The 26,987-nt window shown below is 59.6% G+C and carries 24 protein-coding genes; 16 read left to right on the top strand and 8 right to left on the bottom strand.

Annotated elements, in window-relative coordinates:
* The first annotated feature begins 2 nt into the window (after positions 1-2).
* From O9H32_RS13130 to O9H32_RS13080, 11 genes are all read left to right on the top strand, one after another.
* Positions 3-1,103 carry a stalk domain-containing protein gene (locus O9H32_RS13130; protein ID WP_269866626.1) on the top strand — a complete coding sequence of 367 codons (1,101 nt, stop codon included), beginning with the start codon at positions 3-5 and terminating at the stop codon, positions 1,101-1,103.
* 72 nt (positions 1,104-1,175) lie between these two features.
* On the top strand, positions 1,176-1,352 hold the full coding sequence (locus O9H32_RS13125; RefSeq protein WP_269866546.1) for a hypothetical protein: 177 nt from the start codon (positions 1,176-1,178) through the stop codon (positions 1,350-1,352).
* Positions 1,353-1,584: 232 nt separating this feature from the next.
* On the top strand, positions 1,585-3,885 hold the full coding sequence (locus O9H32_RS13120; RefSeq protein WP_269866545.1) for an ATP-dependent helicase: 2,301 nt from the start codon (positions 1,585-1,587) through the stop codon (positions 3,883-3,885).
* 411 nt (positions 3,886-4,296) lie between these two features.
* Positions 4,297-4,590, top strand: a complete 294-nt coding sequence (locus O9H32_RS13115) for a DUF2325 domain-containing protein (protein ID WP_269866544.1) — start codon at positions 4,297-4,299, stop codon at positions 4,588-4,590.
* 283 nt (positions 4,591-4,873) lie between these two features.
* Positions 4,874-5,254, top strand: coding sequence for a hypothetical protein (locus O9H32_RS13110; RefSeq protein WP_269866543.1), 381 nt, complete (start codon positions 4,874-4,876; stop codon positions 5,252-5,254).
* Positions 5,255-5,373: 119 nt separating this feature from the next.
* Positions 5,374-5,568 carry a hypothetical protein gene (locus tag O9H32_RS13105; RefSeq protein ID WP_269866542.1) on the top strand — a complete coding sequence of 65 codons (195 nt, stop codon included), beginning with the start codon at positions 5,374-5,376 and terminating at the stop codon, positions 5,566-5,568.
* 154 nt (positions 5,569-5,722) lie between these two features.
* Positions 5,723-7,435, top strand: a complete 1,713-nt coding sequence (locus O9H32_RS13100) for an alpha-keto acid decarboxylase family protein (protein WP_269866541.1) — start codon at positions 5,723-5,725, stop codon at positions 7,433-7,435.
* Positions 7,436-7,546: 111 nt separating this feature from the next.
* Positions 7,547-7,699: a hypothetical protein gene (locus O9H32_RS13095; RefSeq protein WP_269866540.1), complete on the top strand. Its 153-nt coding sequence runs from the start codon at positions 7,547-7,549 to the stop codon at positions 7,697-7,699.
* Positions 7,696-8,421, top strand: a complete 726-nt coding sequence (locus O9H32_RS13090) for a GNAT family N-acetyltransferase (RefSeq protein WP_269866539.1) — start codon at positions 7,696-7,698, stop codon at positions 8,419-8,421. Before O9H32_RS13095 ends, O9H32_RS13090 begins: the two co-directional genes overlap by 4 nt.
* 79 nt (positions 8,422-8,500) lie before the next feature.
* Positions 8,501-9,892 (top strand): MATE family efflux transporter, encoded by a 1,392-nt coding sequence (locus O9H32_RS13085; RefSeq protein WP_269866538.1) that lies wholly within the window; start codon positions 8,501-8,503, stop codon positions 9,890-9,892.
* Between the two features lie 30 nt (positions 9,893-9,922).
* The gene (locus tag O9H32_RS13080; RefSeq protein WP_269866537.1) at positions 9,923-10,162 is read left to right on the top strand and encodes a hypothetical protein; all 240 of its coding nucleotides are present in this window, start codon (positions 9,923-9,925) and stop codon (positions 10,160-10,162) included.
* A 130-nt stretch (positions 10,163-10,292) separates the two neighbouring features.
* Here O9H32_RS13080 and O9H32_RS13075 read toward each other — a convergent pair whose 3' ends face one another.
* Together O9H32_RS13075 and O9H32_RS13070 are read right to left on the bottom strand one after the other, a co-directional pair.
* Complete coding sequence (locus O9H32_RS13075; protein WP_269866536.1) at positions 10,293-11,090, bottom strand: inositol monophosphatase family protein; 798 nt, start codon at positions 11,088-11,090, stop codon at positions 10,293-10,295.
* A 76-nt stretch (positions 11,091-11,166) separates the two neighbouring features.
* The gene (locus O9H32_RS13070) at positions 11,167-11,946 is read right to left on the bottom strand and encodes a TrmB family transcriptional regulator (protein WP_269866625.1); all 780 of its coding nucleotides are present in this window, start codon (positions 11,944-11,946) and stop codon (positions 11,167-11,169) included.
* Between the two features lie 158 nt (positions 11,947-12,104).
* Between O9H32_RS13070 and O9H32_RS13065 the strand changes: the two genes are divergently transcribed.
* Positions 12,105-13,202, top strand: a complete 1,098-nt coding sequence (locus O9H32_RS13065) for an AI-2E family transporter (RefSeq protein ID WP_269866535.1) — start codon at positions 12,105-12,107, stop codon at positions 13,200-13,202.
* 145 nt (positions 13,203-13,347) lie between these two features.
* Here the strand turns inward: O9H32_RS13065 and O9H32_RS13060 are convergent, their stop codons facing one another.
* From O9H32_RS13060 to O9H32_RS13040, 5 genes are all read right to left on the bottom strand, one after another.
* Positions 13,348-14,238 carry a GNAT family N-acetyltransferase gene (locus O9H32_RS13060; protein WP_269866534.1) on the bottom strand — a complete coding sequence of 297 codons (891 nt, stop codon included), beginning with the start codon at positions 14,236-14,238 and terminating at the stop codon, positions 13,348-13,350.
* A gap of 22 nt (positions 14,239-14,260) precedes the next feature.
* Positions 14,261-17,170, bottom strand: a complete 2,910-nt coding sequence (locus O9H32_RS13055) for an S-layer homology domain-containing protein (protein WP_269866533.1) — start codon at positions 17,168-17,170, stop codon at positions 14,261-14,263.
* Between the two features lie 247 nt (positions 17,171-17,417).
* Entirely contained in the window at positions 17,418-18,692 is a 1,275-nt protein-coding gene (locus O9H32_RS13050) for a chitinase (RefSeq protein ID WP_269866532.1), read from the bottom strand.
* A 325-nt stretch (positions 18,693-19,017) separates the two neighbouring features.
* Positions 19,018-19,824: a hypothetical protein gene (locus O9H32_RS13045; RefSeq protein ID WP_269866531.1), complete on the bottom strand. Its 807-nt coding sequence runs from the start codon at positions 19,822-19,824 to the stop codon at positions 19,018-19,020.
* A 223-nt stretch (positions 19,825-20,047) separates the two neighbouring features.
* Positions 20,048-20,341: a hypothetical protein gene (locus O9H32_RS13040; RefSeq protein WP_269866530.1), complete on the bottom strand. Its 294-nt coding sequence runs from the start codon at positions 20,339-20,341 to the stop codon at positions 20,048-20,050.
* Between the two features lie 334 nt (positions 20,342-20,675).
* Here O9H32_RS13040 and O9H32_RS13035 point away from each other — a divergent pair, with 334 nt between their 5' ends.
* Entirely contained in the window at positions 20,676-21,482 is an 807-nt protein-coding gene (locus O9H32_RS13035) for a DUF6492 family protein (RefSeq protein ID WP_269866529.1), read from the top strand.
* Positions 21,483-21,511: 29 nt separating this feature from the next.
* Entirely contained in the window at positions 21,512-22,927 is a 1,416-nt protein-coding gene (locus O9H32_RS13030) for a sugar phosphate nucleotidyltransferase (RefSeq protein ID WP_269866528.1), read from the top strand.
* A 147-nt stretch (positions 22,928-23,074) separates the two neighbouring features.
* Here O9H32_RS13030 and O9H32_RS13025 read toward each other — a convergent pair whose 3' ends face one another.
* Positions 23,075-24,769: a M3 family oligoendopeptidase gene (locus O9H32_RS13025; RefSeq protein ID WP_269866527.1), complete on the bottom strand. Its 1,695-nt coding sequence runs from the start codon at positions 24,767-24,769 to the stop codon at positions 23,075-23,077.
* Between the two features lie 219 nt (positions 24,770-24,988).
* Between O9H32_RS13025 and O9H32_RS13020 the strand changes: the two genes are divergently transcribed.
* Both O9H32_RS13020 and O9H32_RS13015 read left to right on the top strand, forming a co-directional pair.
* Positions 24,989-25,780 (top strand): helix-turn-helix domain-containing protein, encoded by a 792-nt coding sequence (locus O9H32_RS13020; RefSeq protein ID WP_269866526.1) that lies wholly within the window; start codon positions 24,989-24,991, stop codon positions 25,778-25,780.
* 343 nt (positions 25,781-26,123) lie between these two features.
* Positions 26,124-26,933 (top strand): zinc metalloprotease, encoded by an 810-nt coding sequence (locus tag O9H32_RS13015; RefSeq protein ID WP_269866525.1) that lies wholly within the window; start codon positions 26,124-26,126, stop codon positions 26,931-26,933.
* Positions 26,934-26,987 lie beyond the last annotated feature (54 nt).

Genomic DNA, 26,987 nt, shown 5'->3' with positions numbered 1-26,987 from the left:
CCATGATGAATCCATCCAAACGTAAAAAGACCCTGCTGACCCTTGCGTTCTCGGCGCTGCTTGCCGCGGGGGGAAGCCTGAATCCGCCCGGCGCCGCAGCCGCAGAGGTAACCACCGCGGCCGCCGCGCCAAGCAGCCTGCCCGTCGTCCAGCAAACCATCCTGATCGATGGCAAGACGGCCGTGATTCCCGTCATCTATTCCGAAGGCAGCACATACATAGGACTGCGCGCCTTGACCGAAGGGCTCGGGCTTGCGGTCGAATGGAACGAGGCCGAAAGAACCGCTTCCGTAACGGGACGCAGCCGGACGCTGAAGGTGAACCCGGATAACGGCACCTATAATTTGAACGGTGGTAAAATGTATGGGGAGTGGCCGCTGCTGCAGGACGGTTCCTTGTATGTGCCGCTGCGCTTCCTGCTTGAGCGTCTCGGCTATGGGGTCACGTATGATGAAGCCGCGAAGCAGATCGGGATCGAGACGATTCAGGAGAACCAACTGAGCGTCGTCACGGTCACCGCGGACAGCGGGAACCCGATGGTGGAGGTCCAATATCCGCAGGTGGAAGGCTTCGCGGATGCTGCGGTGCAGAAGAAGATGAACGATGTGCTCCGGGCCCAGGGGGAAGCGGCCGTGGCCGAAGGCATCAAGATCGTCACGGAGGCGGAGAAGGGGAACCAGGAGATCAAGAGTGAAAGTCCTGAAGTAGAGATCCCTCCGTCCCTCTTCAGCAGCTCTTACACGGTTACATCCAATGAGCAGGGAAAGCTGAGCTTGTACGTGGATCAATACCAGTATACAGGCGGGGCGCACGGTGGTACTGCCCGCCGCGGCTATACGTTCGATTTGAAGACAGGGGAGCTTCTCACGCTGAAGGCCGCTGCGGCGGACCACCCGGATTATGTCTCCATCATCAACCGTACCATCCAGAACAATATCAAGGATACGGAGCTTTATCTCCTTACGCCGTTCGAGACCATTCAGCCGGACCGCAATTATTATTTGAGCCATGAAGGCATCGTCATTTATTTCCAGCAGTATGAATATACCCCCTATGCTGCCGGGATGCCGGAATTTATCATTCCATATTCCGCTTTCAAGTAAGAGGTGCTTGTTTGTGCCGCTTCCGATCCGGGTAATACACCGTATGTCCCACAATCAGGAGGTGGCTGGACGATGGCATCCGAGACGACGAAGGGAAATGCTGTACGCAAAGAAGGCGAAGGTTCCGATATGAGAGCATTCGTCGAAAGCACGGCGGCTGCGGGAAGCAAGCATGAGAAAGCGACCGGTACGCATACTGCGCCGAACGAACAGAACAAGCTGATCGACCAACATAATTTGCGCAAGTAAACAGGAAGATCCCGGCTGTGGCCGGGGTCTTTTTGATTAGTATAGAATGTATATCCCGCCAGGGCCCGATCCTGTCATGGCCGCGATCTTTAGCCGTCATTGTTGTCACAGGGGAACTGACGTTTCGGTCATCGGGTGGTATAATAAGCGCAGCGGTACATATAACCGAGAATAGAAGATGTTCATCCATGGAATGATCTCCATAGATTTAGGCATAGTGAGGTTGCACGGCATGCGTCATAAGGAAGATTTTTTTGAGATGAAAAAAAGGGAGCTCGGCGTCGCCTTGAACGAAGTTCAAAGAGCCGCCGTGCTCCGGACGGAAGGCCCGCTGCTGCTGCTCGCATCGCCCGGCTCGGGCAAGACGACGACGATCATCATGCGGATCGGCTACCTCATCGAGCGGATGGGCGTGGAGCCATCCCGGATCAAAGCAGTCACCTTCAGCCGGGCTTCGGCGGCCGATATGAAGGAGCGGTATGCCAGGTTCTTCCCGGACCTCGCTCCCGTAAATTTCTCGACGATCCACAGCCTGGCCTTCGAAGTGCTTCGGGAGCATTTTCGCAAGACGAGGACGCTCTTCCAGCTTATCGAAGGCCAAGTCGATCTGAGCGAAGAGGAAGAGGAAGGGAAAGGCGGCACCGGGGACGGAGAGCAGCCGCCGCTGCACAAGAAGTTCATCCTGCGGCATCTGTTCAAGACGGTCACCGGCGAACTCATCACCGATGAGCAGATGGACGAGCTCACCACGTATATCTCCCTTATCAAGAATAAGATGCTGCCCCATGATCAGTGGGAGACCGTGAAGTCGGACGTGCCGCAGGCCCACCGGGTGCTGCTGGCTTATGAGGAATACAAGCGGGCGGGTCACGGCAAAGGGCTGCTGGTCGACTTCGACGACATGCTGACGATCGGCAACGATATTCTGGAGAGGGACCGCGAGCTGCTGCGCCGGTACCAGCAGCGCTACGACTATGTGCTCACCGACGAGAGTCAGGACACGTCTGTCGTGCAGCATGCGATCATCAGCAAGCTCGTCCGGGAGCATAAGAACCTCTGCGTGGTGGCTGACGACGACCAGTCGATCTACAGCTGGAGAGGGGCCGAGCCGGCTTACCTGCTGAACTTCAAGGATGCGTACCCGTCCGCCAAGATTCTCTTCATGGAGCAGAACTACCGTTCGAGCCGGGATATCGTCGACGTGGCGAACCGGTTCATCAAGCGCAACAAGAACCGGTATGACAAGAACATGTTCACCCGCAATAAGGCGGGAGGTCCGGCGAAGGTCCGCAGCTTCTCCGATTACAAGTACCAGGCCAAATATCTCGTTCACGAAATCCAGGGGCTGCCGGACTTGAACGAAGCCGCGGTGCTCTACCGCAATAACGCGTCCTCGATCTCCCTCATCAACGAGTTCGATCGGGCGGGCATTCCGTTCTTCATCAAGGATTCCGATAACCGCTTCTTCTCCCATTGGGTGGTGGAGGATGTGCTCGGCTTCATGCGGATGTCCTTCACCGATAAGCGGGCCGATCTGCTCGAGCGGATCCACACGAAGTGCAGCGGCTATATTACCAAGGCCCAGATGGCGCAGCTAAGCGGCATTCAGAACGGGGAGTCGGTCTTCGATAACCTCTTGAACCATGTGCCCCTGAAGGATTATCAGGTTAAGGCGATCGCGCAGTGCAGGGACCGTTTCCTTCAGATGAGGGGCATGCCGCCGCTAGAAGCGATCCGGTTAATCCGCACCCGGCTGGGGTATGAGAAGGCGCTGGAGCGGCTGTGCGAACGCCTCGGCTTCCGCAAAGAATCCCTCATCGGGATCTTGAATACGCTGGAGGACATCGCCGATACGCTGGCGACGATGGAAGAGTTCGCCGCCCGGCTCAAGCACCTGGAAGCGGTCCTGAAGAGCTCGAAGCGGAAGAAAGGCCAGAATGCGGTCACCTTCTCCACGTTCCACAGTGCCAAGGGTCTGGAATTCGACCGCGTGTACATGATTGATCTCATTGACGGCGTCATTCCTTCGTCCGAGGATCGCAAGGGGGTTAGCGCGGAAGAGGCCGCCCTGTCGATGGAAGAGTCGGTAAGGCTCTTCTATGTCGGCATGACGCGGGCGAAGCGGCACCTGGAATTGATCGCTTACCGGCAGAGGGATGGGGAGAAGGTGCAGGAGTCCCCGTTCGTCACGGAGGTCAGGCAGATCATGAATCCCGAGCAGCGCGTGAGTGCAGGGAAGCGCCCGGAGGGGAAGGAATCGCCGGCGAGTCGGCCTGCTGCCGCGAAGGAGGCCGGCACCAGGAAGGCAGCCGCCGCCGTGCAGGCGCCCCAGCGGCGGCGGAACAATCCGAATGCGGTCCGGCATGCGGCCGAGCTCACCTTGGGCGCCGAGGTCAAGCATGCCGTCTTCGGCTCCGGCTCCATTGTCCGCACCGGCGCGGAACGGATCCACGTGCGGTTTGGAGCGGGTGACAAGGTGCTCTCGGTCGCCACCTGCCTCGAGATGGGCCTGCTCGAGCTCGAGAAGAGCTGATGGAGCCGCAGGACGGGGAGGTGCGGCCCCGGTGTTCGGAAGTTCGCGCGGAGCGCTGCTGGGAAGCACCCGAAGGGGTTGTGCTCCCCGCGGGAGGCTCTCTGCGGGAGTTGGGTATTCAGGCTGTAGAGCAGAGACCGGTATCGGAGCGATACCGGTCTCTTGGCATGAAATATCGGAGAGTATATCAAATATGATAACGGTCCTTCGCCCAAGGGCAGCCGCCGCCGACTCTGCCGATTTCAAGTGCCCGCCGGGCAGCGATGAAGCGGTCGGGCCCCGTTGTATATAGGCTGGGAGTCGGTTGGATTTAATTCCGATAATTCTTATTGACTTTTATGGTAATTGAGGTAAGATAAATTCAACAGACAAGGGAAGCACCGGGACAATCGAATAAAGGAGGACAGGATTATGAAGAGAGTGGCAATCATAGGAGGAAGCCAGACCGGCACCTTCAAGAAGCTCGGGGAGAAGAGGGGACTGCACGTGGAGCACCATGACGGCAAAACGGGCGGAGGCCCGGTGGATCTCTATTTCCAGCGGATTATCAACCAGGCCGACGTGATCATCGTGCTCAAAGGAGCGATCAAGCATACCTCCATGTGGGCGGTTCGGGAGCTTGCGGAGAAGAAAGGCAAGAAGATCGATTACCATGACGGCTTCGGTGCCTCAGGGGCTTTGGAAAAAGCGCTCCAGCTGGTGTAAGCGTAGAGAAAGTCCCTCATTCATTCCTCCCGAAGGTTGGTGACAATGATAGAACAGCTCCATCATGACTGCCCGAATAGACTCTGACCGGATCAGCCGGACCAGGGTCTATTCGGGCTTGGAACCTGTCTTGGCCGCTCCCTCCGGGGAAGACGATGCTCCCTGCTTGGAGTGTTGTCGGACTGCATCCTGATTCCCAGGGGAGGATAGATCTTCCGTCCGCCGGGAACCCTAGCGGAAGATACCGGCAGGGGGATCTGCCAGGGAGAGAGGCGGGCGGATAATGATCAAAACGGCATGGTTGGCTCTGGCGCTCATGATAGCACCCGGTACGGGGGATCTCCCTCCTCAGGAGAGGGAAACGGTAGATGTGAACGGAACGAATCCAACGCTGGGGGATACGAGCTTCGCCAAGACCGTACCGCCGCACCGGACGGAGGAGGGGGAGCGGTTCCGGGGGGCTGCAGTGGACGGATCCGGCGCAGACCGGTGGGCCGACGGCCGCTGGGGTGACACGGGAGACTCTCCGGCCTCTTACCGTACGGCAGAGGCCGGCAGGGGGCACACGGGGTTCAGCCCGGGTTGGCTCGGGCTGATCGGCTTGGCCGGATTGGCGGCCCGAAGACCAAACGAAGCGAAGGGACCCGGCGATCATTCCAGGTAGCCCTCGCCAGGGCTCGATCCTATATTCTTATCTATCTGATAAAGGACTTGAAAGCGTGAGACAAAAGAGTAAAGAAGCGGTAGGATTTTGTCGATAAACATCTAACGGAGGTGATGGGCTTGAAGCCATTGGTCAATGATATCCAGCTCTGCACGGCGCTGGTTTGCCAATCCGAGATCTTGGTGTTTATCGGCAGGCAGCAGATTCAAAAAGGCAAGATCGTGGCGATTACCGGTAGCAGCGTACAGGTAGGTGCGAATCAATTCCCTCGCGCTTCCTGTTCCTTCTGGGGGATCGCATGCGATGCAGGATAAGTGAACCCTAATAAGGAAGCACGCCTCGCTTGCGTTCAGCAGCGCTGAGGGTTGTGCTTTCTTTTTTGTGGCGTGCCATTGCGCCAAGTACATAGAAGAAGATAGGGAAATCGGGTAATAGAAGAAGATAACAGAACCGAGAGGAGAGAGAACCATGTCCATACATGCCCGTTCGTCAGAGAGGTTGGTCCCTACCCCGGGAGAAGGGGCGACGCTGGGCCGGTATTTGTTCGACTGCCTCCGAAGGGAGGGAATCACCGAGATCTTCGGGGTGCCCGGGGATTATAACTTCACGCTGCTCGATACGCTAGAGCAGTACGGGGGCATCACGTTCGTGAACGGACGCAATGAACTCAATGCAGGCTATGCGGCCGACGGCTATGCCCGGGTCAAAGGACTCGCGGCGCTGATCACCACGTTCGGTGTAGGCGAGATGAGCGCGGCGGGGGCTATCGCCGGCTCCTGCAGCGAGAGCGTGCCGGTCATCCACGTGGTCGGCTCGCCGAAATCATCCGCCCAGCAGGAGCACCGGCTCATGCACCACTCGCTGCTGGACGGCGACTTCGGCGTGTTCCTCCGGGTGCACGAAGGACTGACGGCTTATACCGCCGTGCTGACGCCGGACAATGCGGCCGCCGAGATCCCGAAGGCGATCCGCATCGCGAAGGAAGGGCAGAAGCCGGTATATCTTGTCGTGGCCATCGATCTGGTGGAGCAGCCGGTTGTGCAGCGGGAGGAGGAGCTGCAAGAGGAGAACCAGACGAACCGGAGCTCGCTGGAAGCCGCTGCCGCCCATGCCCTGCGTCTGCTCGAAGAGGCGGGGAGCGCGGCGATACTCACGGATCTGCCTGTGCTCCGTTATGGCCTGCAGGAGGAGGTGCAGCGTCTGGCCGAAGCGCTGAATGCGCCCGCAGCCTCGATGATGCTGGGGAAGGGGGGATTCGATGAACGGCATCCGAACTATATCGGCATCTACGGAGGCCTCTTCGGCAGCGATGAGGTACGGGAGATCGTAGAAGGCGCCGGTATCCGGATCGCGGCGGGGCTGGTGCGCTCGGACGGCAATACGGCGAACTTCACCGCGCCGCTGGATGCCGGCAGGCTGATCGATATTCAGCCGCATGAAGTCCGGATCGGCGAAGAAGTGTACGCCGGGGTCCCGGCGGCCGAGATGCTGCGGACGCTGCGCGAATCCGGCTGGAAGTGCCCGGAGAAGCGGCCGGCCGCCCCGTTCCCTTACGCTGAAGCAAGCGGGGGACCGGACGAACCGCTTCGAAGCGAAGCGTATTATCCAAGGTTCGAGCGGATGCTGGAGGAAGGCGACATCGTGGTAGCCGAGACGGGGACCCTCGGGTACGGGATGGCGGAGGTCAGGCTTCCGAAGGGTGCGACATACATTCACCAGGGGGGCTGGCAGAGCATCGGCTACGCTACGCCGGCGGCCTTCGGGGCAGCCGTGGCGGCTCCTGAGCGGCGGGTGCTGCTCTTCACGGGGGACGGTTCGCTGCAGCTGACGGTTCAGGAGGTCAGCTCCATGCTTGCGTACGGCTGCCGTCCGATTCTGTTCGTGCTGAACAATGGAGGCTACACCGTCGAGAAATACTTGAACGTGAAGACGCAGGATCAGAAGTATAACGAAATTCCACGGTGGTCGTATACGAAGCTGGCAGAGGCTTTCGGCGGGGAGGCCTATACGGCCGAGGTGCGGACGATCGGCGAGCTGGATGCCGCGATAGAGGAAGCTCAGGTGCAGTGCGCGGAGCGGCTGTGCGTGATCGAGCTCATCGCCGCGGATCCGATGGACGCCCCGGCGTTTCTGCGGAAGAAGCGGGCGTATCTGAAACAGCAGGCGCGGCAACAGAAGTGAGGGCAGGGAGAATGCAAATTTCAAATCGCAGTCTCTCTGCTGGGTAAGCCTCTTCAGCCAGAATATGGTGTCATCAGAGCATATAACTGGCATTGCGGGGAGGCGGAAGAAGTGAGCAGGTCCATGGTAGAGACAACCATCCGAAGGGTCGAGCAAGCCGAGACACAGACCTTGGCGTCCCGGCTCGGGGCCCTTGCGGAGCAGGCGGGCAATCCGCTAGGGGTTCATATCTGGGGTTCGGCAGCGCCACGGCGTTTATTGTGAAAGGAATACCGGATCCGTATTTCAATTCCGGGCGCGGGCTTACGAATGAAGGGCTTGGATCGAACGAGAGCTTGGATGAGCTCGATTCCATTCTGGCCTTCTATGCGGAGCATGGTGCCGCCTGCCGGCTGGATATCGTGCCTTGGGATACGGGAGCGGAGCTTCTCGGCGCACTGGCCGAACGGGGATACGTGCACTATGGATTTCACGCTTCGTTATACGTTCCACTGCACGCTTCATCACATACCTCTGTTAGCGGGCCTGACCGGGGCCAAGTCAACCGGATCGCTTCACGGCCGGAGAGAATTTCCGTCCGCCCCCTCGGCTCGGACGAGTTCTCCCTCTTCGGTGACATCTACGTGGCTGCCTTCGGGATGCCGGACTTCCTGCGGGAAGCGGTAGCCGCCAATAACCGGATCCTCTGTGACCGGCCTGGATGGCACTTTTATCTTGCTTCGTATGACGGACAGCCCGCGGCGGTCGGTGTCCTGCATGTGAAGGACGGCGCCGGGTCCCTGGCGGCGGCAGCGACACTGCCTTCCTTTCGGGAGAGAGGCTGCCAAAGCGCTCTGATCGCCGAGAGGCTCGAGGAAGCCGCCCGGCAGGCATGCGGCCTGGTCGTGGGACAAGCCCGCTTCGGTTCGGGCAGCCACGCCAATATGGAGCGGTCCGGCATGCGCACCGCTTATACCAAAGCCCTGTGGAGAAAGTGCGGGAAGTGAGCGGCGGTTCGAAAGATCATTGACTGCAACCGCTTGCGTAACCTACACTAGGGGCATTTGAGATCAAGGAGCATAAGCCGTGAACACAACCGAATCCGTACCTACTTGGAAAACCTTAAGCCTCTTCGCGGTTACTTGGCCCATCTTCGTCGATTCCGTGCTGAGAATGATGCTCGGGACGGCGGATGTCTATATGCTCAGCCGCATATCGGACCAGGTCACCGGAGCTGTCGGCCTGGCGAACGAAATTATTGTCTTCTGTATTCTCATGTTCGGCTTCGTGGGCATTGGAACGAGCGTGGCCGTCGCCCAGTTCCTCGGAGCCGGCCGCAAGGAGGAAGCAAGCCGGATCTCGGCCCTAGCGATCACCATCAATCTGATCTTCGGTGTGATCATCAGTCTCAGCCTGGTCGTCTTCGGCGAGCCGCTGATGCGCCTGATGAACCTGGCCCCGGAGCAGACCGCCATCGCCAAGCAGTATTTGACGATCATCGGCTCTTTCATCTGGGTGGAGGCGCTGTCCTACGCGATCTCTTCGGTCATCCGCTCGAACGGCCATACCCGGGAGATCATGTTCGTCACGCTGGGCGTCAACCTGATTCACGTGGCGGGCAATTATGTGCTGATCTTCGGCCACTTCGGGCTGCCGGAGCTTGGAGTGACCGGGGCCGCGGTCTCTACGGTCGTCTCGAGACTGATCGGCCTCGCCGTACTGGTCGCTATCCTGTACCGCCGGATTCCGTCGCCCATCCGGCTGCGGGATTATGCTGCCTTTAACGGAACCTATGTCAAGCAAATTCTGCATATCGGCCTGCCGTCCGCGGGAGAGCACTTGTCCTGGCAGTCGCAGCACATGATGATCGTCAGCTTCATTAATTTGATCGGCACCGCCGCATTGAGCACCCATGTGTACGTCATGAACGTATCGAATTACTTCATGGCGCTCGGCATGGCGATCGGGATGGGCACCGAGATCATCATCGGCCATATGGTCGGGGCGGGAGAGACCAAGGCCGCTTATCATAAGCTGCTGAAGAGCCTGCGCTTCGCATTCCTCCTGACCGCAGCCGTAGTCGGGATTACGGCCCTGTTCCGCGAGGATCTCATGGGCATGTTCACGTCGAACGCCGAGATCATCGCCATGGGATCGGGAATCCTGCTCCTGTCGATCATCCTGGAGCCGGGCCGCACGTTCAATCTTGTGGTGATCAATTCCCTGCGTGCGGCGGGGGACGCCCGGTTCCCGGTGCTTATGGGTATACTCTCCATGTGGGGGGTGGCCGTGCCGCTGGCTTATGTGCTCGGCATCCGGATGGGCATGGGCCTGCTAGGGGTCTGGATCGCCTTCACGGTGGACGAATGGCTGAGGGGCTTGATTATGCTGCTCCGGTGGAGAAGCCGGGCTTGGGAGGGGAAGGCCTTCGTACAGCCGTCCGCGGCGCCGGGCCTTCCTGCGGAGCAGGGAGCCTAAGGCAGTGAAGACCGTGCGAATCCGGCAAAGATGGAGATGGAGGTGGAGATGGAGCCGGAGCCGGAGTCCGAAGAGAGGGGAGAGTCAATGCGAATTAAGGTGGAGCTGTCGGTCGGAGACGAATCCGTCCGAAGCGAAGAGCTCGTCATTGAAGAGACGAAGCTGGGGGAGCTGACGGACGAGGAGATCGAGCAGGCGATCGAGATCAACATCCGCTCCTGGGTGGACCGGTTGGTCCGCATCGATTGGGAAGTGGTGGAGGAAGCGTAGCGGCCGTCAGCAGGCAGCAGGTCTATCGCTCCTACAAGGGTACCGGCTTCGAATCGGGCCCCGGTGAGATATAATTCTTAGATGTAGAAGAAGACCGGTCTGGGCTGAGCCCCGACCGGTCTTCGGCGTGTCACGGACTCAGCAGTTCGCGGATTCCCTCACGCAGCGGCTCAGGTCCGGCGATGATGCCGCGGCAGCCCCAGGTGAACGGCTCTCCTGCCGTATCGCTCAGGCTGCCCCCGGCTTCGGCCACCAGCAGCGCGCCGGCCGCCCAGTTGTAGAGCGAATCGCCGTATTCCCAGTAGGCGTCCATCCTGCCGCTCGCCACATAAGCCAGCTGGAGGGCGACGGAGCCGATCATCCGGATGAGGAACGCCTCCGGCAGGAGCTTGCCGTAGCTGCGGGCCGCGGCCTCCGTCACGGCCGGATCGGGTTCCTGGACGGCGGGGGGAGCCGTCGCCAGGATGGCTTCCGAGAGGCTGCTTTTGCCCGAGACCCGGATCGGGGTTCCGTTCAGGAAGGCGCCGCCCCCGCGCACGGCATGGAAGAATTCGCGCCGGTAGGGCTCATACACCGCAGAGAAGACCGATTCCCCGTCTTCGATCAGGCACAGCGACATGGACCAGAGGGACATGCCCTGGTGCAGGTGCATGACGCTGTCCACCGCGTCGAGTACCCAGTAGGCCCCCTGGGATTCCGGCTGCTTTTGCTTGCCGAAGTCGAGTTCGGCATCGGACCAGCCGACGTCCGGATAGATGCTCCCCAGGGAGGCGCGGATCTCGCCTTCCGCCCAATCGTTCGTCTCCGTGAAGCGGGTATACATTTCTTGGCGGTCTGCCGGAGGCTGCAGGGAGGCGTTCCGCTCCAGCAGCAGCGCGCCGGTACGTACGAAGGAGTCGTGGATGTCTTGGATATGGACGTGAATCATAGGAATCTCTCCTTGTAAGGAGTATTGTATAATACGACTAACTAGAGGCCGAAAAAAGAGGGAAGCCTGCGGAAGTTCACAGGATATCCCTGTAGGGGGCGATAATGCTGTCGTAGTGCGGGCCGTATTCGGCATCCAACGCTTCCCCGAAATCGCGCTCGATCCGTTCCATGACGAGATCGTGATAGAACCCGTTGCGGAGCAGCTCCGCAAGCGCCGGATGTTCGGTCTCCAGCAGGGAAGGCTTCAGCGTTCTGCCGAAGCTGCCGAGCAGCGATGCACGGGAATCGCACAGCAGGGAGAATTTGCGCGGGAGCGTATCCGCCCAAGTCTCGCTGCGCTTATGGAAGAGTACGTGCTTCAAAGGAGTACGGCATTCGCCGATGGAGACCACCGTGACGGCGACGCCCCGCTCTTCGGCTTGGAGCAGAGCTTCTTCCGCCCAGGGCAGGTCTTCCGCCCACAGGTCCGCTACGATGCACTTCTGCGCATTCGCGATGCAGCGGCGGATCGCCGTGCCGACGGCTTTCTCCCCATGCCAGCTGTAGAACGGCTTGGCAGCGCGGGGCGGGGAGTTCAGCTGCCCGAGCAGGGAGCGGGAGTTCTGCTCGAAGTCCGCCTTCAGGAGGCGAACCAGCTGTTCGGCAGGCACCGCCTCATAGATCACGGGTTCCCCTTCGATCATCCGGCATACGCCCTTGTCCGTTAAGGCCCGCAAGGCCGCGTACACATTCGTCCGGGACACCGATACCTTCTTTGCGACCTCGTATCCCGAGATGCCGGGCTCTTCATGCAGTACCAGGTAGCACCTGGCTTCGAGATCGTTCAAGCCGATCTTGCGCAGTTCATCGATCAGGTGAACGGCACCCCCTGTCGTCAAGTTTATGCGTATTGATGAATACTACTACAGTTTACTACCGATTTCCCGAAAGTCAAGAGGTGCTCCGCGCCCTTGTTTCAAGGTCGTTCCCATAAGGTAATGTAAGAGGTAAAAGAGCATGTAGGGGGATGTCCATGTGGTATCGCGAAAACTTCTTCAAATATGCGGCAGGGGCGATTCTGGTGCTCCTGATCATCTTCCTGCTCGGTAAGATCGGCTACTTCCTGACGCCCTTCGGGCAGATCTTCTCCGCTCTCTTCATTCCCGTTCTCATCTCCGGCTTTTTGTTCTACTTGTTCCGTCCCTTCGTGGATTATCTGGAGGGGAGAAGGATGCCGCGCACGATGGCCATTCTGTTCCTGTTCGCACTCCTGACGATCCTTATGTCTACGGCCGGCAGCTACCTCGGTACGCTGGTCCAGCAGCAGTTCACGGATCTGGCGGGCAATCTGCAGGAGAGCATTCAAGAAGCGACGAAAAAAACGGATGACCTGCTTCAAGAAAATCAAACGTTCTTCTCCATGCAGGATATCGAACAGCGGATCAGCTCCACGCTGCGCTCGTTCATCACCTGGGCGCAGGACAATATCGGCGGCATTGTATCCGCCTTCGCGAGCGCAGCCACCACCTTGACGCTCGTGCCCTTTATCTTGTTCTATTTCCTGCGGGACAGCAGCAGCTTCCCGATGCGTGTCGTGAAGCCATTCCCGGATGAATATAAGAGCGAATTGACCCGGATGCTGCAGGAGATGGACTATACGATCTCGGCCTATGTCAAGGGCCAGGCTTTGGTAGCGGCCTTCGTAGGCGTATTCATCTATCTCGGGTTCCTGCTCATCGGTCTCGACTTCGCCTTCATTCTGGCCTTGTTCGCGATGTTCACGAACGTGGTGCCCTTCCTCGGGCCGTTCATCGGGGCGATCCCGGCACTGTTCATCGCCCTGACGGTAAGCCCCGTGATGGCGCTGAAGGCGGCGCTGGTGACGCTTGTCGTCCAGCAGCTCGAAGGCAACATCCTGCAGCCGAAGATCATGGGGGACAAGCTGGATATTCATCCGCTGACGGTCATCATGCTGGTGGTGGCGGCCGGGGCGATCTCGGGGTTCGTCGGACTGCTCGTCGCCGTTCCGGTCTACGCGGTGGGCAAGATCATTCTGTTCAAAAGCTACCGGATCTACAAGTTCCATCATACGAACCAGCTTGAGAGGCGCAGAGGGAAGATGCTTCCGTGACCTGCGGCATGCCCGCAGGTCCGGGCCGCCGGCGGATCAGCCTGCCCGTGGTCAGGCTGTCCTTCGGCCTAGGGGCGAACGACAAACAGACCGGCGGGATGCACCGGTCTGTTCGTTCTGCTGCTGGACAAGGGCGGCGGCAAGGTTATCCACCTGCCGTAGGACCAAGCCCCTTATACGTTCGCCACAAGGTTTCCTTCTTGAGTCCGGGATACTCCAGGTGCCGTCTGGCGAAGGCCATCATGCCCTCGTTATCCGCTTCGGCGAAATAAATGCCGCTGCGGTAGAAGCCTTCGGCGAACAGGCGGCGCAGTACTTCGGCGGCCATGGCCAGACCTCGTCCCATGCGCTGGTAGGGCGGGTAGACGAACATCGTTTTGAGCAGCACCGTATATTCGCCGAACGGCTCAAGCACCATCCAGCCGGCGACCTTGCCGTTATGCCTCAGGAGCATGCTGCGTGCCGGATCGATCTCCTCCTCCTCGGCAAAAGGGGAGAGGATCTCCGGATAAGCCGAGCCGGCCCCGGCGGCTGCCTCCTGCCGCTCGTCCTCCGTCCAGGAGCTCCAGGGCGACAAGGTAAAGGCGGCCGGCAGCGTCAGCTTCATCCAGGGCACCCTTTGAAGCGGCGCGAGTGCGGAGCTGCGGACGGCGATGCCGGGTACCGGGAGAGCGAATCCGGCGGCCGTCAGGAAGGCTCCGGCCTCCTGCGGGTCGGATTCGTCCGTATTCGTGACGAATTCCGCAAGCAGATAGGGGGACTCCCGGGGGCCGAGGATGTCCTCCAGCTTGCGTACAAGACCCGTGCCGATTCCCCTGCGCCTCGCGTCCGGCAGAACCGCGACCGAGAGCAAGCGCGCCTGCTTGCCGGGGAGACCGCCCCGGGCTGCGAGCAGCCCTGCAGGCTCCCCGCCGGCGTACGCGCCGATGAGAATGGTCCCTCCGGGAGGCTGCTGCAGCAGTGGATGAATCTCCGGGGGGCAGAGATGGCGGAAATCAGAGTACGATTCGTGGTCCAATTCCTGGTAAGCGATCATAGTAGGGCCTCCACGCCAAGGTTTAGTACGAGTCCACACCCACAATTACCTGTTCGTTCAGCGGGTTGTTGGCGTAGTCGGTCAGAGCTCCCATTGTGATGCGGAACTTGCTGCCGGCGGTGACAGCCACTTTGCTTTTGCCCATATCCGTCAAGTCGATCGTAAGCAGCCTGCCGTCCGGCGAGATCGCCACAGTATAGTCCGTATTCATCTGCAGAGACGCCGTGTCCGTAAAGTCTCCCAGCGCGGAACCCTCGACTGCGGCTTGGAGATTGTTAAAGAGCATCGTCGTTACCAGCGGTTCACTGGGAACGAGGGTGAAGCGGCCGTTGCTGTAGCTTCGGTCCGTAAAGACCGGACTCGTATTATCGACTACTACGTGAAGGAGCCGGTCCTGGGATTCGGAGAGCCCGGTCTCTCTCAAGTGCAGTTCGATATCCACAACGTCGCCGTCCTGCAAAGATGTCGACGGGTGCATATTGACTCCTGGGCCGCTGGTACCGGGAGAGAGGGTCAACTGCTGCGGATCCGTGCTCTCCAGCGTCAATTCGGCTAATGTCGCCGGAATTTGCGGCGTGTCATAGTTGACTACCGCAAAAGCGTTCGAGGCCGGTTTGTACTCGATCGTCTGCTCTGTATTGCCGCGCTTGATTTTCAGCAGATTCTTGAGATTCCGCTTGTTATACGAATAACTCAAAGGAGGCATACTTCGTCCGTCGGTGATAAGGACATCTGTTCCTGACGTGGAATTGATATAGAGAGTCGGTTCAGGGCTCATCGTAAAGTCCATCGGCGCAATGGCCGAGCTCTGGAATGCGGCGAGCGCTTGGGTGAGTGCGGCAAGCGCCCCGTCTACTTCCTCCTGCGTGGCGTTCCGGTTGTCATGCACGCCGGAAGCGGCGGTGACGGCAGCGGACAGAGCTGCGATCGAGCCCTCCGCATATTGTCCGACCAGGATGCCCGGTACGGCCGTCTCGCACGCCGTCCATCCTTCGGCCATCTTGGCGGACAGGGCGGTCAGGTCGACGGCCGCGATCTCCGCATCCTCGAAGACGCGGATGGCGAATGTCAGCGCATCTACCGCTTCATTCACTTGGCGCTGCGTTGCCTCCGAATCCCGGTACGTTTCTCTGGCGGCTTCCATGGCTCTGGTCAGCTCGACTACGGCCGCCTCAGGGAACTGTCCCGCTTGCGCACCGATAGCTGCGTTCGTAAGGAGCACGTGCGCGCTTGCGATGAGCGAGCCCAGCGAATCTTTGTATACATCTTCGCTTACCGTGTACCCGAACGAGGTTGCGGCGCTGCCTCCGCGGTTGTCGGCGGCATAGACCGTTACGGTCACGGCGCCGGGAGCGAAGGGGCGGACCGTGAGCCGGCTTCCGCTGACATACACATTCGCGACTACGCTGTCCGAGGAGCCCGCGCTGTAGGTCAACTCATCCCCGTCCTCGTCCAGGAACAGGCCGGAGAGATCCAAGCTGTCCTCCATCCCGGCCGGGCCGGTGCGCGCCAGCAGCTCCCTGGAGAGTGAAGGAGCGTGGTTGACCTGCTGCGCAGGCGTCTCATCCGGTGCTTCGGATGGCGACTCCGCCGGTATATCGGATGGCGTCCCGGATGGTGCTTCGGATGGTATATCGGATGGCGTCCCGGATGGTGCTTCCGAAGAACCGCCCGAGCCGGATGAACTGCCGGATGAAGAACCGGAAGCGCCGCCGGAAGGCGGAAGGACAGGCTCGTTGCTGCTTACGATTTGGTTCTTGACTTCATTGTAGTTGGCGATCATCTGGGCCAGCGTCGTATGCTCCGGCAGCACGACGGCATCGATCCGGATACCACTGCCCAGCGTGAGCTTCGCACCCGCGTCTAAGAACGTCAGCTTCTGAATGCTGCCTTGGCCGGTCAGCTGCAGAGGCTTCCCGGTGAGCACGTCCAGCTGCTGTACGGCCGCGTTCAGCTCCACATGCGCCGCCCCTTTCTTGATGACCACCTGGCTCAGGGAATCGCCCTTCACGGCGACATGGTCGCCAGACAGCCGTAGCGTACCCGTGAATGGAATGCCGGTCACATCCAGAAGCACAGGGCGGCCCTCGGTCCCTTGGCTGACCATCTCGAGATCCGACAAGCTGCCGATACTGCGGTTGACGGAGGAATAGGCAAGAACGGCGTCCGTTAAGGCGGGTGCGTTCTTATCAGAGAACAGCGGCTTCAACTTCGAATCGATCAGGTAAGGGGTGCTGCCGATGGTGACGATATCTCCGTCGATTCCGTTAATCGGGGCCGACTGGCCCGCGGACTGGAATACATTCAGGAGCAGACCGGCAATATCTTGCCGCGAGACCTTCTCGCGGGGCTGGAAGCTCCCTCCTTCGAGACCGATCAGATCCAGGCTCCGTGCGGAATCCACAGCCGAGAGTGCCCAATCGCTTACGCTGCCCTGGTCTGCAGTGGGCTTCAGTTTGCTGCTCTTGATGCCTTGTCCCTTGACGGAGCGTACGAATACCGCGGCGAGTTCTTCGCGCGAGATCGGGTCGGCAGGCCGGAAGGAGCCGCTGCCGTCTCCGGTCATCAGGCCCGCAGCCCGGACCGCTTCAATCGAAGCTGCGCCCCATGCGCCCTGCGTATCGGTGAAGGAAGCCTTGGAGCCGGAGGTTACGGGCAGTTTCAACGATCTAGCCAGGAGCAGCGCGAATTCCTGCCGGGTGAGCGTCTGATCCGGATGGAACTGCCCGTCCGGATAGCCTGACATGAGTCCCAGGTCGACCGCCTCCCGGATAGCCGCCAGCTTGCCGGACGGAACTTGAGCGAGGTCCCCGAATGTGATGTTTTTGCTCTTCACGGCTGCGGCCGGATCGGCGGCCCAAGCCGAAGCGGGGCTTACCGACATGCTCAGGATCATCGTAGTTAGCGCCCATTGGGTCCATTCTTTATTCAAAACATAACCCTCCAGAAAGTTCAAATAAGTGCATTTTCTATTACTATCGTGAACAGACAGCGAAAATGTTAGATTCTGTCGATATTTGCGGGAAATAAGATAGATAAGAGTACAGGGTCGAGCCCTGGCGGGATATACATTCTTATCTATTAAAAAAGCCCGCCGCATGGAGAACGGCAGGCTTCGGAATATAAGGAAGGGGAACGTCCGTCCACCCGCCACTATGGCGGCAGACGCCGGGTTGACGCTAAAAAGGCTGCATTCCCAGCGTATCGACTTTCTCGCCGGTAATATCGACGCCCAGCTTCGCCGTAATATCGCGATAATGTCCGGCGCGCCGCTTCACCGGGCTGCCGTCCGTCTCGCCGAGGTTCGCTTCGAGGCCGTTCAGCACCATGATGGTGATGCCGAAGCCGGCGGGCGTCAGCCCCTTGGCTCGTTCTTCTCTGCTCGGCCTCCATTTGCCGGCCATGACATCGTGCGCGGAGGGCTTGGGAGCTTGAGGCGTCATCCAGAACAGGATGGCGGTCATGAACCCGACTTTGCCGTCCTGGGCTACGAGCTCGGGATTCTGCAGCAGCACATTCTTATCGCCGTAGATCACAGAGCTGAAGAGCCCGTAATTGAAGTTCCAGCTGAGCATGATCGGCCCGCGCCCATAGTAGCGCTTGCCCGGGAAGCCGGGATACAGTTCGCTCGACGCGGGGTCTACGAACGGAGAAGGATTCTGGCCGGTCCGGCCGGCGATATTCTCATTCCAGAACAATCCCCAGCGGAGCGGTCCGCCGGGTGCCGTGTCCCAGCCGCCGCCGGTCTCATGGGCCAGATTCGCGAAGAGCGCGGCCAGCTCCCTTTTGCGGTCTGTGACGCTTCCTTCCTTGAGGAACGTGCCGTAATCCACGATCTCGGTTTCGATCCGCTTGTTCCGGTTTTCCCTGGAGCTAAAGTCGGAGGAGCGGGCGACGAGCGTTTCCTTCCCCGTCGTCTTGTCGAGGCGGAGAATCTCCTGCGCCGTCAGGCTCCCTTTGCGGTAGCTGACCTTATACTTGATATTGGCCGCTTCGGTCACCGCAGCGATGAAATTCGCATAGGAAAAATAATCCGTCTGGTCCGCCCGGTAATACTCTTTGCCCTGTGCGGCCTTGTGCCATTCCGCCGACCCAAGCCGGTAGGGGAAGAGCTCCTCGTAATCCTTCTGGGGAATTGCCGCCTTCACGGCTTTTACGGCCTGCTCCGGCGAATAATCGCGGTCGATGCCTCCCCATTCCTTGCGGATCTCCTTGCCGTGCAGCACACGGCTCTGGCCTACTTCGAGCGAGCTGCCTTGACCATGCTTGCGACCGTGGCGGTATGCCTCGGAAGCGCTCTCATCAATTGAGGCATGTAGGGTGCTTTCGCTTGCCAATGCAGATTGGGCTGAAGCGGAGAGCGGAAGGGCGGGAATCAGCAGAACCGTACCGAGTGCCAGACAGATCGCCTGATGAACCCATTTGTTTGAGAAGGGGAATTTCCATTGGAACATGGTTCGAATCTCCTTTAGGTTATAAAATGTGCTGACAAACTCATTATTAAAAATATGAGTATATTTGTATATAGTCTAATTCACCTAGTACATGTAGATATTTGTAATATAATATTAAATAAAATATTTTAATGATATGTAACATTTAATTTGAGCTCGAGCCCAGTTCAAACGCCTGACGGGCACAAAAAGAGGCCGACGGCTGAGCCGGGCCTCTGTGGGCAGGATAATCGGTAAACATGGAATCTGGCAGCCCTAAAGCAGATAAAGACCGGAAGCTATACGGAACAGATGGTCCACCACCGGCCGGCGGCGGATGCCGCTATTAGGCGGATCCGGGCTTCGTCACGATCGTGAGGTAGCGCGGGACGTCATAGGCGTAGAAAGCGGAGGTGAACGGGCCCAGATCCCGGTAGGGGATGCGCAGGGAGGACAGAATGCGGTGCTGCTGATCTTGTTCCTCCGCTCCCTTGTTCGCGATGATGAGAATGCCCGGCGACTCGAGCCGTTCGTAAGCATGAGCCATCAGACGGGCGGGAAGAAACGCGTCCAGCGGCAGCCCCCAGTGCAGCAAGGGCTCTTCCGTCACGAACGGCAAGAAGAAGGTGCCGACGTTATAGCTGGATTCGTAAGCCAAAAAATCCATAGACAGATAGGCTGCCGCAGGGGAATCCAATGCCCTCAGATAGGCCTGCGCATAATCATAAGCGGTGTAGCCGCTCTTATACCGCCGATAGGCATCGAATTCCACGCCGTGAACCGACTCCACCGCCCCGATGCTTTGATAATAATGGTAGAGGGCGGGGAGATAGTAGAAGGTTCTGCTGCCTGCATCCATGGCCCGGATCCGGGGCAGCGGCAGAGCGTCGATGAACGGCCTGCAGCTCTCCAGCAGGTCGAGATGGTACAGGTTCAACCGGTAATCGAGCAGACCGAGAATCTCGTGCCACCGGCCGAAGTCATAGCGGTCCAGGAAAGCAAGCTCCCGGCTGCGTACCGCGGGATCGGCGTACAAGCCGTCTTTGGACTTGGCCCGTAACCGGACGGTCCCGAGGCTGAACTTCAGCCTGCTGCGCAGGTGCAGGCGAACTTTATTCAGGAGGCTGCGCCACCTGGTATCGAGCGAACCCATTCTTCCTGCCTCCCGCAGATGAGGTGTAAGCATGCCCGCTGAAGGAGAGGCGATGCTGGAATTCTTTTTGGAAATCGGTAAGACTTGGCGTAGACTAAGCGGCTTGATTCGCGCTAATCCCAAGCGGTGCAGTTGAATCCGACGCGGCCATCCGAATCGGGTGCTGCCATGCCCCTGCGGAGGGACATCCGGGGTACCCGGGGCACCCGTGAAGCGCGCGCGGCTATTCCGTGATCAAGGCTGCCCATACCAGCAGCAGGAGGACCGTGGGACCCAGCAGCACGGCTCCAAGCAGGGAAATCCAGAAGGACTTGCGGGTCAGCAGTTCGCAGCTGCCGGATAAGCGTACACGGAGCCGGGAGAGCAGAATCCAGGCCTCACTTTGACCGGCATGATCCAGACAGCGCTTGGCGTAGGCTTCGGCCGCATCCTCGTCCATGTCCTGAAGCTTGGACCACAGCTCGTTGTGCAGGGCCCGGACTTCGGCTTGTTTGGGGCTCTCCTTCAAATGTGCCATCGTTCCCATCTCATCTCCTATTCGGGCGGCCGGTGGACCGGGCGGATGCCGCAGGAAGCGGATCTGCGACGGACAAGCGGCCTGGAAAAACCTGTATAATACCTCCAGTATAGCGCATCACCTAAAGACCGGCAAACGCGGGTCCCCCCGTATTTGAAGCCGTCTGAAGCCGGAACCCTGGCTGCTGCTTCCGTCCGCCGGCCGGGGGTACCTCGGCATCTGACCGCATTCCACGGCCGTACCGACACATGTACCTTTCCTATCCGTGCTCTCTTTCATACGATATTCAAGTAATCCGCGCAATCTTGGATATCCGAGCATTGGAGTTGAGAGGATGAATACCCGACGAACAGCCCCGCATTCTCGAAGCGGACCGGTCATCGACGTCTTGATTCCCGCCATCGAGAAAGACCTGCACACCCTGCCTTATGTGATTGACGGCATCCGCAAGTATGTTCAGCACAGGATCGGGCAGATCCTGATTGTTGCGCCGGACAGCGGGCGGATCCGCGCCCTGTGCGCGCGCAAAGGCTGCCGGTTCGTACACGAGAACACTGTACTGCCCTTCACCAAGAAGAACATCCACTACCGTTCTCGAACATGGGACCGTTCCGGCTGGCTCTACCAGCAGCTGCTCAAGATGAACGGGGATACGGTCAGCAGGCGCAGCTTCCTGATCGTGGACGCCGATACGGTCTTCATTCGTCCGCACCGGTTCCGGATCGGGAACAAACCCGTATTCTACTGCCGAAAATGGAGCCAGCCCGAATACTTCCGTACTTACCGGAAGCTCATGGGACGCAAAACTACCGCTCCCCGTTCCCTGGTGACGCACTACATGCTCTTCGAACGGGCCAAATTGAAGCGGCTCAAACGGAATATCGAGCGCCGCCACGGCATGCCGTGGTACAAAGCGGTCTACCGCTCCATTGACCGCCGGAAGCAGTTCGGGTTCTCCGAATTCGAAACGTACGGGAACTATGTGTACGCTTTGAATCCGAAGCGGTGCATCCTCCGTACTTCCCGCAACAAATCATGGTCATCCCATCCTTCGCGGTTGACCGGGAAGCGGGTCCGCCGGCTTGCCGGGAAGTTCCGTTCCGTCTCGTTCCACCAGCGCCAAATATACAAACGCGGCTAAAGCACGCAGCCGGTAAGGAGGTCATACGCTTGCACACCATCCTATTGTCGGGAGGCTCCGGCAAACGGCTGTGGCCCCTGTCCAACGGGGTGCGTACCAAAGTGTTTCTCCCGCTGCTGCAGGGGCCCGATGGCGGGAGGGAGTCGATGCTTCAGCGGATCTGCCGCCAGCTGGACGGCGCGGGGCTGCTGCAGTCGGCCCTGCTCGTCTCCCATCACAGCCAGACGGAAGTCACGCTTAGCCAGATTGGCAGCCGGATTCCGGTTCTCAGCGAGTCTCACCGCAGAGGCACGTTCTGCGCGGTAGCTCTGGCTGCCGTTCACCTGTACGCAAGCGGGCAGGCGCAGGCGGACGATCCCGTCTGTTTTTTGCCTGCCGATCTGTTCGCGGAGGCCGGCTTCTTCGATACGATAAGGCGGCTTCCTGACATACTGGCCCGGTCCGGAGCGGATCTCGCACTAATCGGTACCCAACCAACCCAACCGTCGGCCCAATTCGGGTATATCGTCCCGAAGAAGGGAGAGAGCGGGGAATATTACCCCATCGCGAGGTTTACTGAGAAGCCTGGGGAAGCGGAGGCGAAGCGCCTGATCCGCAGGCGGGCGTTATGGAACTGCGGTGTCTACGCGTTCAAGCTGGGATTTTTGCTGTCAGAGCTGAAGAAGAGAGGGCTTCCCTGGACAGTGGAGGAGCTTGGCCGCTTGGTAGAGGGGCTGCACGAACTCAGTTTTGACCGGGAGGTGGCGGAACAAACTCCCCATGCGGTGGTCGTTCCGTACGACCTCCCGTGGACGGATTTGGGTACTTGGGAGGCGCTCGCGTCCCAGTTCGGCAGTCCTGTCTTGGGTCAAGGAAGCGTGTCGGGGCTGGCGCAGGGCACGCAGCTGGTCAACGAACTGCCGATACCGATTCATGTGATCGGCGCCAGTAATCTCATCGTGGCTGCCAGCCAGGACGGGATCCTTGTAGCGGACAAATCGCAGAGCCATCTGGTCAAAGAGGCGATCGAGAAGGAGGAGGCGGTGCGGTCAGTACGCTATGTGGAGAAACGCTGGGGGTCCAAAACGGTCATCGACCATACGGCGTCCGCCCAGAGGGGAGAGACCTGCACGACCCGGATTCGGCTGGCTGCCGGGAAGCATACAAGCTATCACCTGCACACGGTTCTCTCCGAGACGATTATTGTCTTGGACGGGCAGGGCGAAGTGCGCAGGGAGGGAGTCCTACACACGGTGAAGGCCGGGGACAGGATCGAGTTTCCTCCAGGCTGTGCGCATGCCGTAAAGGCGTTGTCCGACCTTCTCTTCCTGCAGATACACTTCGGCGAACCGTCCAGCGGCACCGATCATCTCCGGATTCGAATGGAATGGGATCCGCCTGTACTGCCGGAATCGCCTGACCCGGAAGACCCGGAAGACCCGGCGGATGCATCCCCTCTACCGTAACCCGGACCGCCGCTCCAGTAACGAGCACACACCAAAGAGCAGGAAGCCCCGCGGCTCCTGCTCTTTGGTGTTGGATGGATGGCCGGTCCCGCAGCGGCGGCCACAGATACGATGCCATGCGGGTGTCTTGACCGGCGCAGCTGCACTTTACAATTCGCTCTCGTTCACACGGCCCAGCCAGCCCTCCAGATGGCCGATCACCGCCTCCACGGCGGCTGGATCGAACGGGGACTGAAGGCCCGCTTCCCGGACCAGTTCCGTGAAGGGGAGACTGCCGCCCAGCTTGCACAGCCGGTTATAACGCTCCCAGGCTTCGCCGGGCTGCTCGCTGTGCAGCTTCCAGAATTGGAAGGCGCAGAGCTGGGCCAGCGTGTAGTCGATATAGTAGAAGGGCGAGCGGAAGATATGGCCCTGCTTGTGCCAAAAGCCGCCGCGCTCCAGATACTCGTTATCCTCGTAGTCGCGGTGGGGGAGGTACTTGCGCTCGATCTGTCGCCAGGCGGCTCTGCGCTCTTCCGGCGAGGCCTCGGGCTGCGCATAGATCCAGTGTTGGAACTCATCGACGGCGCAGCCGTACGGAATGAACGTGAGGCCATGCACCAGATTGGAGTAGCGGTATTTGTCCGCATCCTCCCGGAAGAAGAGCTCCATCCACGGGTAGGTAATGTACTCCATGCTCATGGAATGGATCTCGGCCGCTTCCAGGGTAGGCCAGTGGTATTCGGGCACCTCGAGCTTGCCGCTGCAGTATACCTGGTAGGCATGGCCCGCTTCATGGGTCAGCACCTGGATGTCGCCGGCCGTGCCGTTGCAGTTGGCGAAGATGAACGGGGAGCCGAATTCGGAGAGATACGTGCAGTAGCCGCCGGCCGCCTTGCCCGGACGGCTGTTCAGATCCATCAATCCGTGTTCCGCCATGTAGCGGAAGAACGCGCCGGTCTCCGGCGACAGCTCGTCGTACATCGTCTCCCCCTGCTTCACGAGCCATGCCGGATCTCCTTTGGGCTTCGGATTGCCGGAAGGGAATTGGAAGCTCTCGTCGTAGTAGCGCAGCCGGTCCACCCCGATCCGCTCCCGCTGGCTCTCCTTCAGCCGGGAGGCAAGCGGCACGAGCGACCGCACGACGCCTTCGCGGAACTTCTCTACCATCGACGGGTCGTAGTCCGTCCGGCCGAGCCGCGCATAGGCGAGCGGGGTGAAGCTGTCGAAGCCGAGCTTGCGGGCGATCCCGGTCCGGACCCCGACGAGCTCATCGAAGAGGGAATCGAACCGCGCTTCATTCGCCGAGAAGAAGGAATAGGCCGCCTTGTTCGCCTGCCGCCGCACGTCCCGGTCCGGGGACTGCAGATAAGGCCCCAGCTCGGGCAGTGTCAGTTCGCGGCCGTCGAAGGATATGACCGCGGAAGCTATAAGCTGCGTATACTCGCTGACGAGCTTGTTCTCTTTCTGCAGATCCTCCAGCACCTCGGGCCGGAACGTCTTCAGCGACGTTTCTGCCAGGGCGAACAGCTGACGGCCGAAGCGGGCCTGCAGCTCCTCCCGGAAGGGGGAGCGGGCAAGCGCTTCGTGAAGAGAGGTCACCAGCTTCTGGATCACGGGACGGGCCTCGTCGATGAATTCCTGCTCCGCTTTGTAGAAGGCGTCCTTGGTGTCGACCGAATGGCGGATTTCCGTCAGCGTGGCGGCCGTATCGAACCGGGAGCGCAGGGCGTTCAGCTCACGGAGAATGCGCTCCTGCTCCTGCGCGTCCGCCGACTGGCGGAAGTCCTCCAGCAATTCGGCGAACCGGGATTCCAGGGCGGGGAGATCGGGGCGCTCGTATGTATATTCCTCAAATTTCATAGGGATATCTTCCTTCCGTATGGAATGGTTTTCCTGCTGCAAGTATACACCAAACGGGCAGGCGGACACAGGGTGAAAATCAGTGAAATGAGAGTACACCCATACTTTTTTGCCGGCAGCTTGTTCCCTCTTCAAGAAATTTATGGTAACATAAACACGAACGATTGTTCTTGAGCAGACTGAATTATGTATACGCTTTATCGGAAAGAAGGGATAGGAATGACAGGGCAGTCCTCCGAGCTTGATGAGATTATTACGTTCATTCACCGGCATATCGACGAGCCGCTTCCGCTCTCCCGGCTGGCCGGTCATGCCGCTTACAGCCCGTATCATTTTACGCGCCTGTTCAAGGAGAAGACCGGCCTGCCTCCGCAGTATTATATCTCGTCCCTCCGGCTGCAGAAGGCCAAGGATTTGCTGCTGCGCACCCACTTAAGCGTGCGGGACGTCAGCCTCGAGATCGGGCAGCAGAGTCTCGGCACGTTCACTACCCGGTTTACCGAACGGGTAGGGATGACCCCGTCCGAATTCCGCAATTCGGCCCAGCAGGCCGCCGCCCACTTACGCACTTTGCGCAGCTATACGGATTGGGATATAGCGGAGTCCTTGCCCGCAAGTGCGGATCGTATAGAAGGGAGTATCCGGGCGGAAGAGCCCTTCGAGGGCGTGATTCTCATCGGTTTATTCGCGAGGCCGATTCCGGAGGGCATTCCCTTGTACGGCACCGTGCTGCCGTCACTCGGCCGATTCAGCTTTACGGGCGTAAAGCCCGGTACGTATTATCTCATGGCTACCAGCGTATCCTGGGGCATGCGGACGATGGAGTTCCTGCTGCCGGAGACCACCCTGCGCACCCGTTCGAAGGAGCCGATCGTCGTCACACCCCACACCCGTGTACCGCACCAGCAGGTCGTGCTGTATCCGCCGCGCTTGGACGATCCGCCCATTCTGATCTCGCTTCCCCTGCTTATGAACCGTTTCCTTCACGGCGTTCTCCAAGGAAAGCGCTGACTCCTTGTGTAGTTACATAACATGTTTCCTCCAACACAACACATACTGCCTAAGGCCGCATTCCGCATAGTTGCCCGAACTTATCTTTAATGGATAAGCAATACAATCCCCACCGCCGTATGAGCTCGAATAGAACGGGGCCGGACGACAACATCAGCAGATCTTCTTGAAGGTTCGGGAGGCATAGGCGCCAGCCTATGCCTTATTCGCCGTGGGCCGGCCGGATATAAGCCCACAACCCTTGGGTTCTTTCTGTCAGCTTCCATCCCGGTAGAATCGTACAAGCAGCACCCCGAAGCTATGAATATCTTATTCTATTCTACCAGGATAGGATGGGATAACGATGAACCTGAAGAAGAGATTGCCGAAGATCAAGGCCCGCCGGCCCCTTCCCCTTAGCGCAGCCGGATGCCAGAGCTGCAGCCGTACGAAGCCGGCACGAACCTCCCAGACGACGGTTCGCTGCCTGGTGCTCTCGGTGTATGCCGCTCCGGATTCCATACTGACGCAGGCCCTCTTCACGGATCATGTGAACCGGATGATTCGCATATGGAGAAGCTGCGGCATTTATTTCTCGATCCGCTTCCGTACACCGGGCGGAGCCCCCTCGTTCCGGCGCTTCCAGACGGGGCCTATCGTCAACCCGGGTACGCTGCCCTGCGATTCTACGCCGTTTAACAATCTCCATCCTTATTTCCGGGCATGGCTGAGCTACAGACCGGACGCCTTGACCACGGACATTGCCGTGTACTATGTCAAAGGCCCTCTGGTCGGAGGCTCCATCGGCTGTGCGCCGTTCAGCACGAATTCCGGTCCTGCCGTCGTCGTGACGAACGGCTTCTCCCCGACGACGCTTGCCCATGAGATCGGGCATGTGCTGGGCCTCGGCCATGTGGCCCTAACGCCCGAGAATACCACCAACCTGATGTATCCGGTCGCCGTTGCCGCCCGGAGCCTGTTGACCGCCGCCCAGTGTGCGGCCGCCTCGAGAAGCAGCCGTCTGCAGAACTGCCGGCTGGGGGACTCCGCCAGGAGGACGATCCTGCCGGACGGAGGGACCCAGCCCCCCGTATACCGCAGACCTAACCCTGGAATACCGATTCCGCGTTCCGGCACGCTGAAGAAGCAGGCTGCCCGGTTACGCAGGGACTGACGCCTGTTGCCTGCAGCCTGAGACGGAGATGATCTTCGTCCCAGGCTGTTTGTA

It is taken from the genome of Paenibacillus caseinilyticus (assembly GCF_027533645.1).
GTDB classification, from domain to species: domain Bacteria; phylum Bacillota; class Bacilli; order Paenibacillales; family NBRC-103111; genus Paenibacillus_G; species Paenibacillus_G caseinilyticus.
Note: the sequence above shows the minus strand (reverse complement) of the source record. Positions and strands in the feature narration are given on the sequence as shown.

Excerpts from the sequence above, each read along its gene's own strand:
- O9H32_RS13130 (WP_269866626.1), top strand. The coding sequence starts at position 3 with ATGATGAATCCATCCAAACGTAAAAAGACCCTGCTGACCCTTGCGTTC.
- O9H32_RS13075 (WP_269866536.1), bottom strand. The coding sequence starts at position 11,090 with ATGATTCACGTCCATATCCAAGACATCCACGACTCCTTCGTACGTACC.
- O9H32_RS13115 (WP_269866544.1), top strand. The coding sequence starts at position 4,297 with ATGAAGAGAGTGGCAATCATAGGAGGAAGCCAGACCGGCACCTTCAAG.
- O9H32_RS13065 (WP_269866535.1), top strand. The coding sequence starts at position 12,105 with ATGTGGTATCGCGAAAACTTCTTCAAATATGCGGCAGGGGCGATTCTG.
- O9H32_RS13120 (WP_269866545.1), top strand. The coding sequence starts at position 1,585 with ATGCGTCATAAGGAAGATTTTTTTGAGATGAAAAAAAGGGAGCTCGGC.
- O9H32_RS13045 (WP_269866531.1), bottom strand. The coding sequence starts at position 19,824 with ATGGGTTCGCTCGATACCAGGTGGCGCAGCCTCCTGAATAAAGTTCGC.
- O9H32_RS13020 (WP_269866526.1), top strand. The coding sequence starts at position 24,989 with ATGACAGGGCAGTCCTCCGAGCTTGATGAGATTATTACGTTCATTCAC.
- O9H32_RS13125 (WP_269866546.1), top strand. The coding sequence starts at position 1,176 with ATGGCATCCGAGACGACGAAGGGAAATGCTGTACGCAAAGAAGGCGAA.
- O9H32_RS13110 (WP_269866543.1), top strand. The coding sequence starts at position 4,874 with ATGATCAAAACGGCATGGTTGGCTCTGGCGCTCATGATAGCACCCGGT.
- O9H32_RS13035 (WP_269866529.1), top strand. The coding sequence starts at position 20,676 with ATGAATACCCGACGAACAGCCCCGCATTCTCGAAGCGGACCGGTCATC.
- O9H32_RS13015 (WP_269866525.1), top strand. The coding sequence starts at position 26,124 with ATGAACCTGAAGAAGAGATTGCCGAAGATCAAGGCCCGCCGGCCCCTT.
- O9H32_RS13080 (WP_269866537.1), top strand. The coding sequence starts at position 9,923 with ATGGAGATGGAGGTGGAGATGGAGCCGGAGCCGGAGTCCGAAGAGAGG.
- O9H32_RS13040 (WP_269866530.1), bottom strand. The coding sequence starts at position 20,341 with ATGGCACATTTGAAGGAGAGCCCCAAACAAGCCGAAGTCCGGGCCCTG.
- O9H32_RS13025 (WP_269866527.1), bottom strand. The coding sequence starts at position 24,769 with ATGAAATTTGAGGAATATACATACGAGCGCCCCGATCTCCCCGCCCTG.
- O9H32_RS13060 (WP_269866534.1), bottom strand. The coding sequence starts at position 14,238 with ATGATCGCTTACCAGGAATTGGACCACGAATCGTACTCTGATTTCCGC.
- O9H32_RS13050 (WP_269866532.1), bottom strand. The coding sequence starts at position 18,692 with ATGTTCCAATGGAAATTCCCCTTCTCAAACAAATGGGTTCATCAGGCG.
- O9H32_RS13100 (WP_269866541.1), top strand. The coding sequence starts at position 5,723 with ATGTCCATACATGCCCGTTCGTCAGAGAGGTTGGTCCCTACCCCGGGA.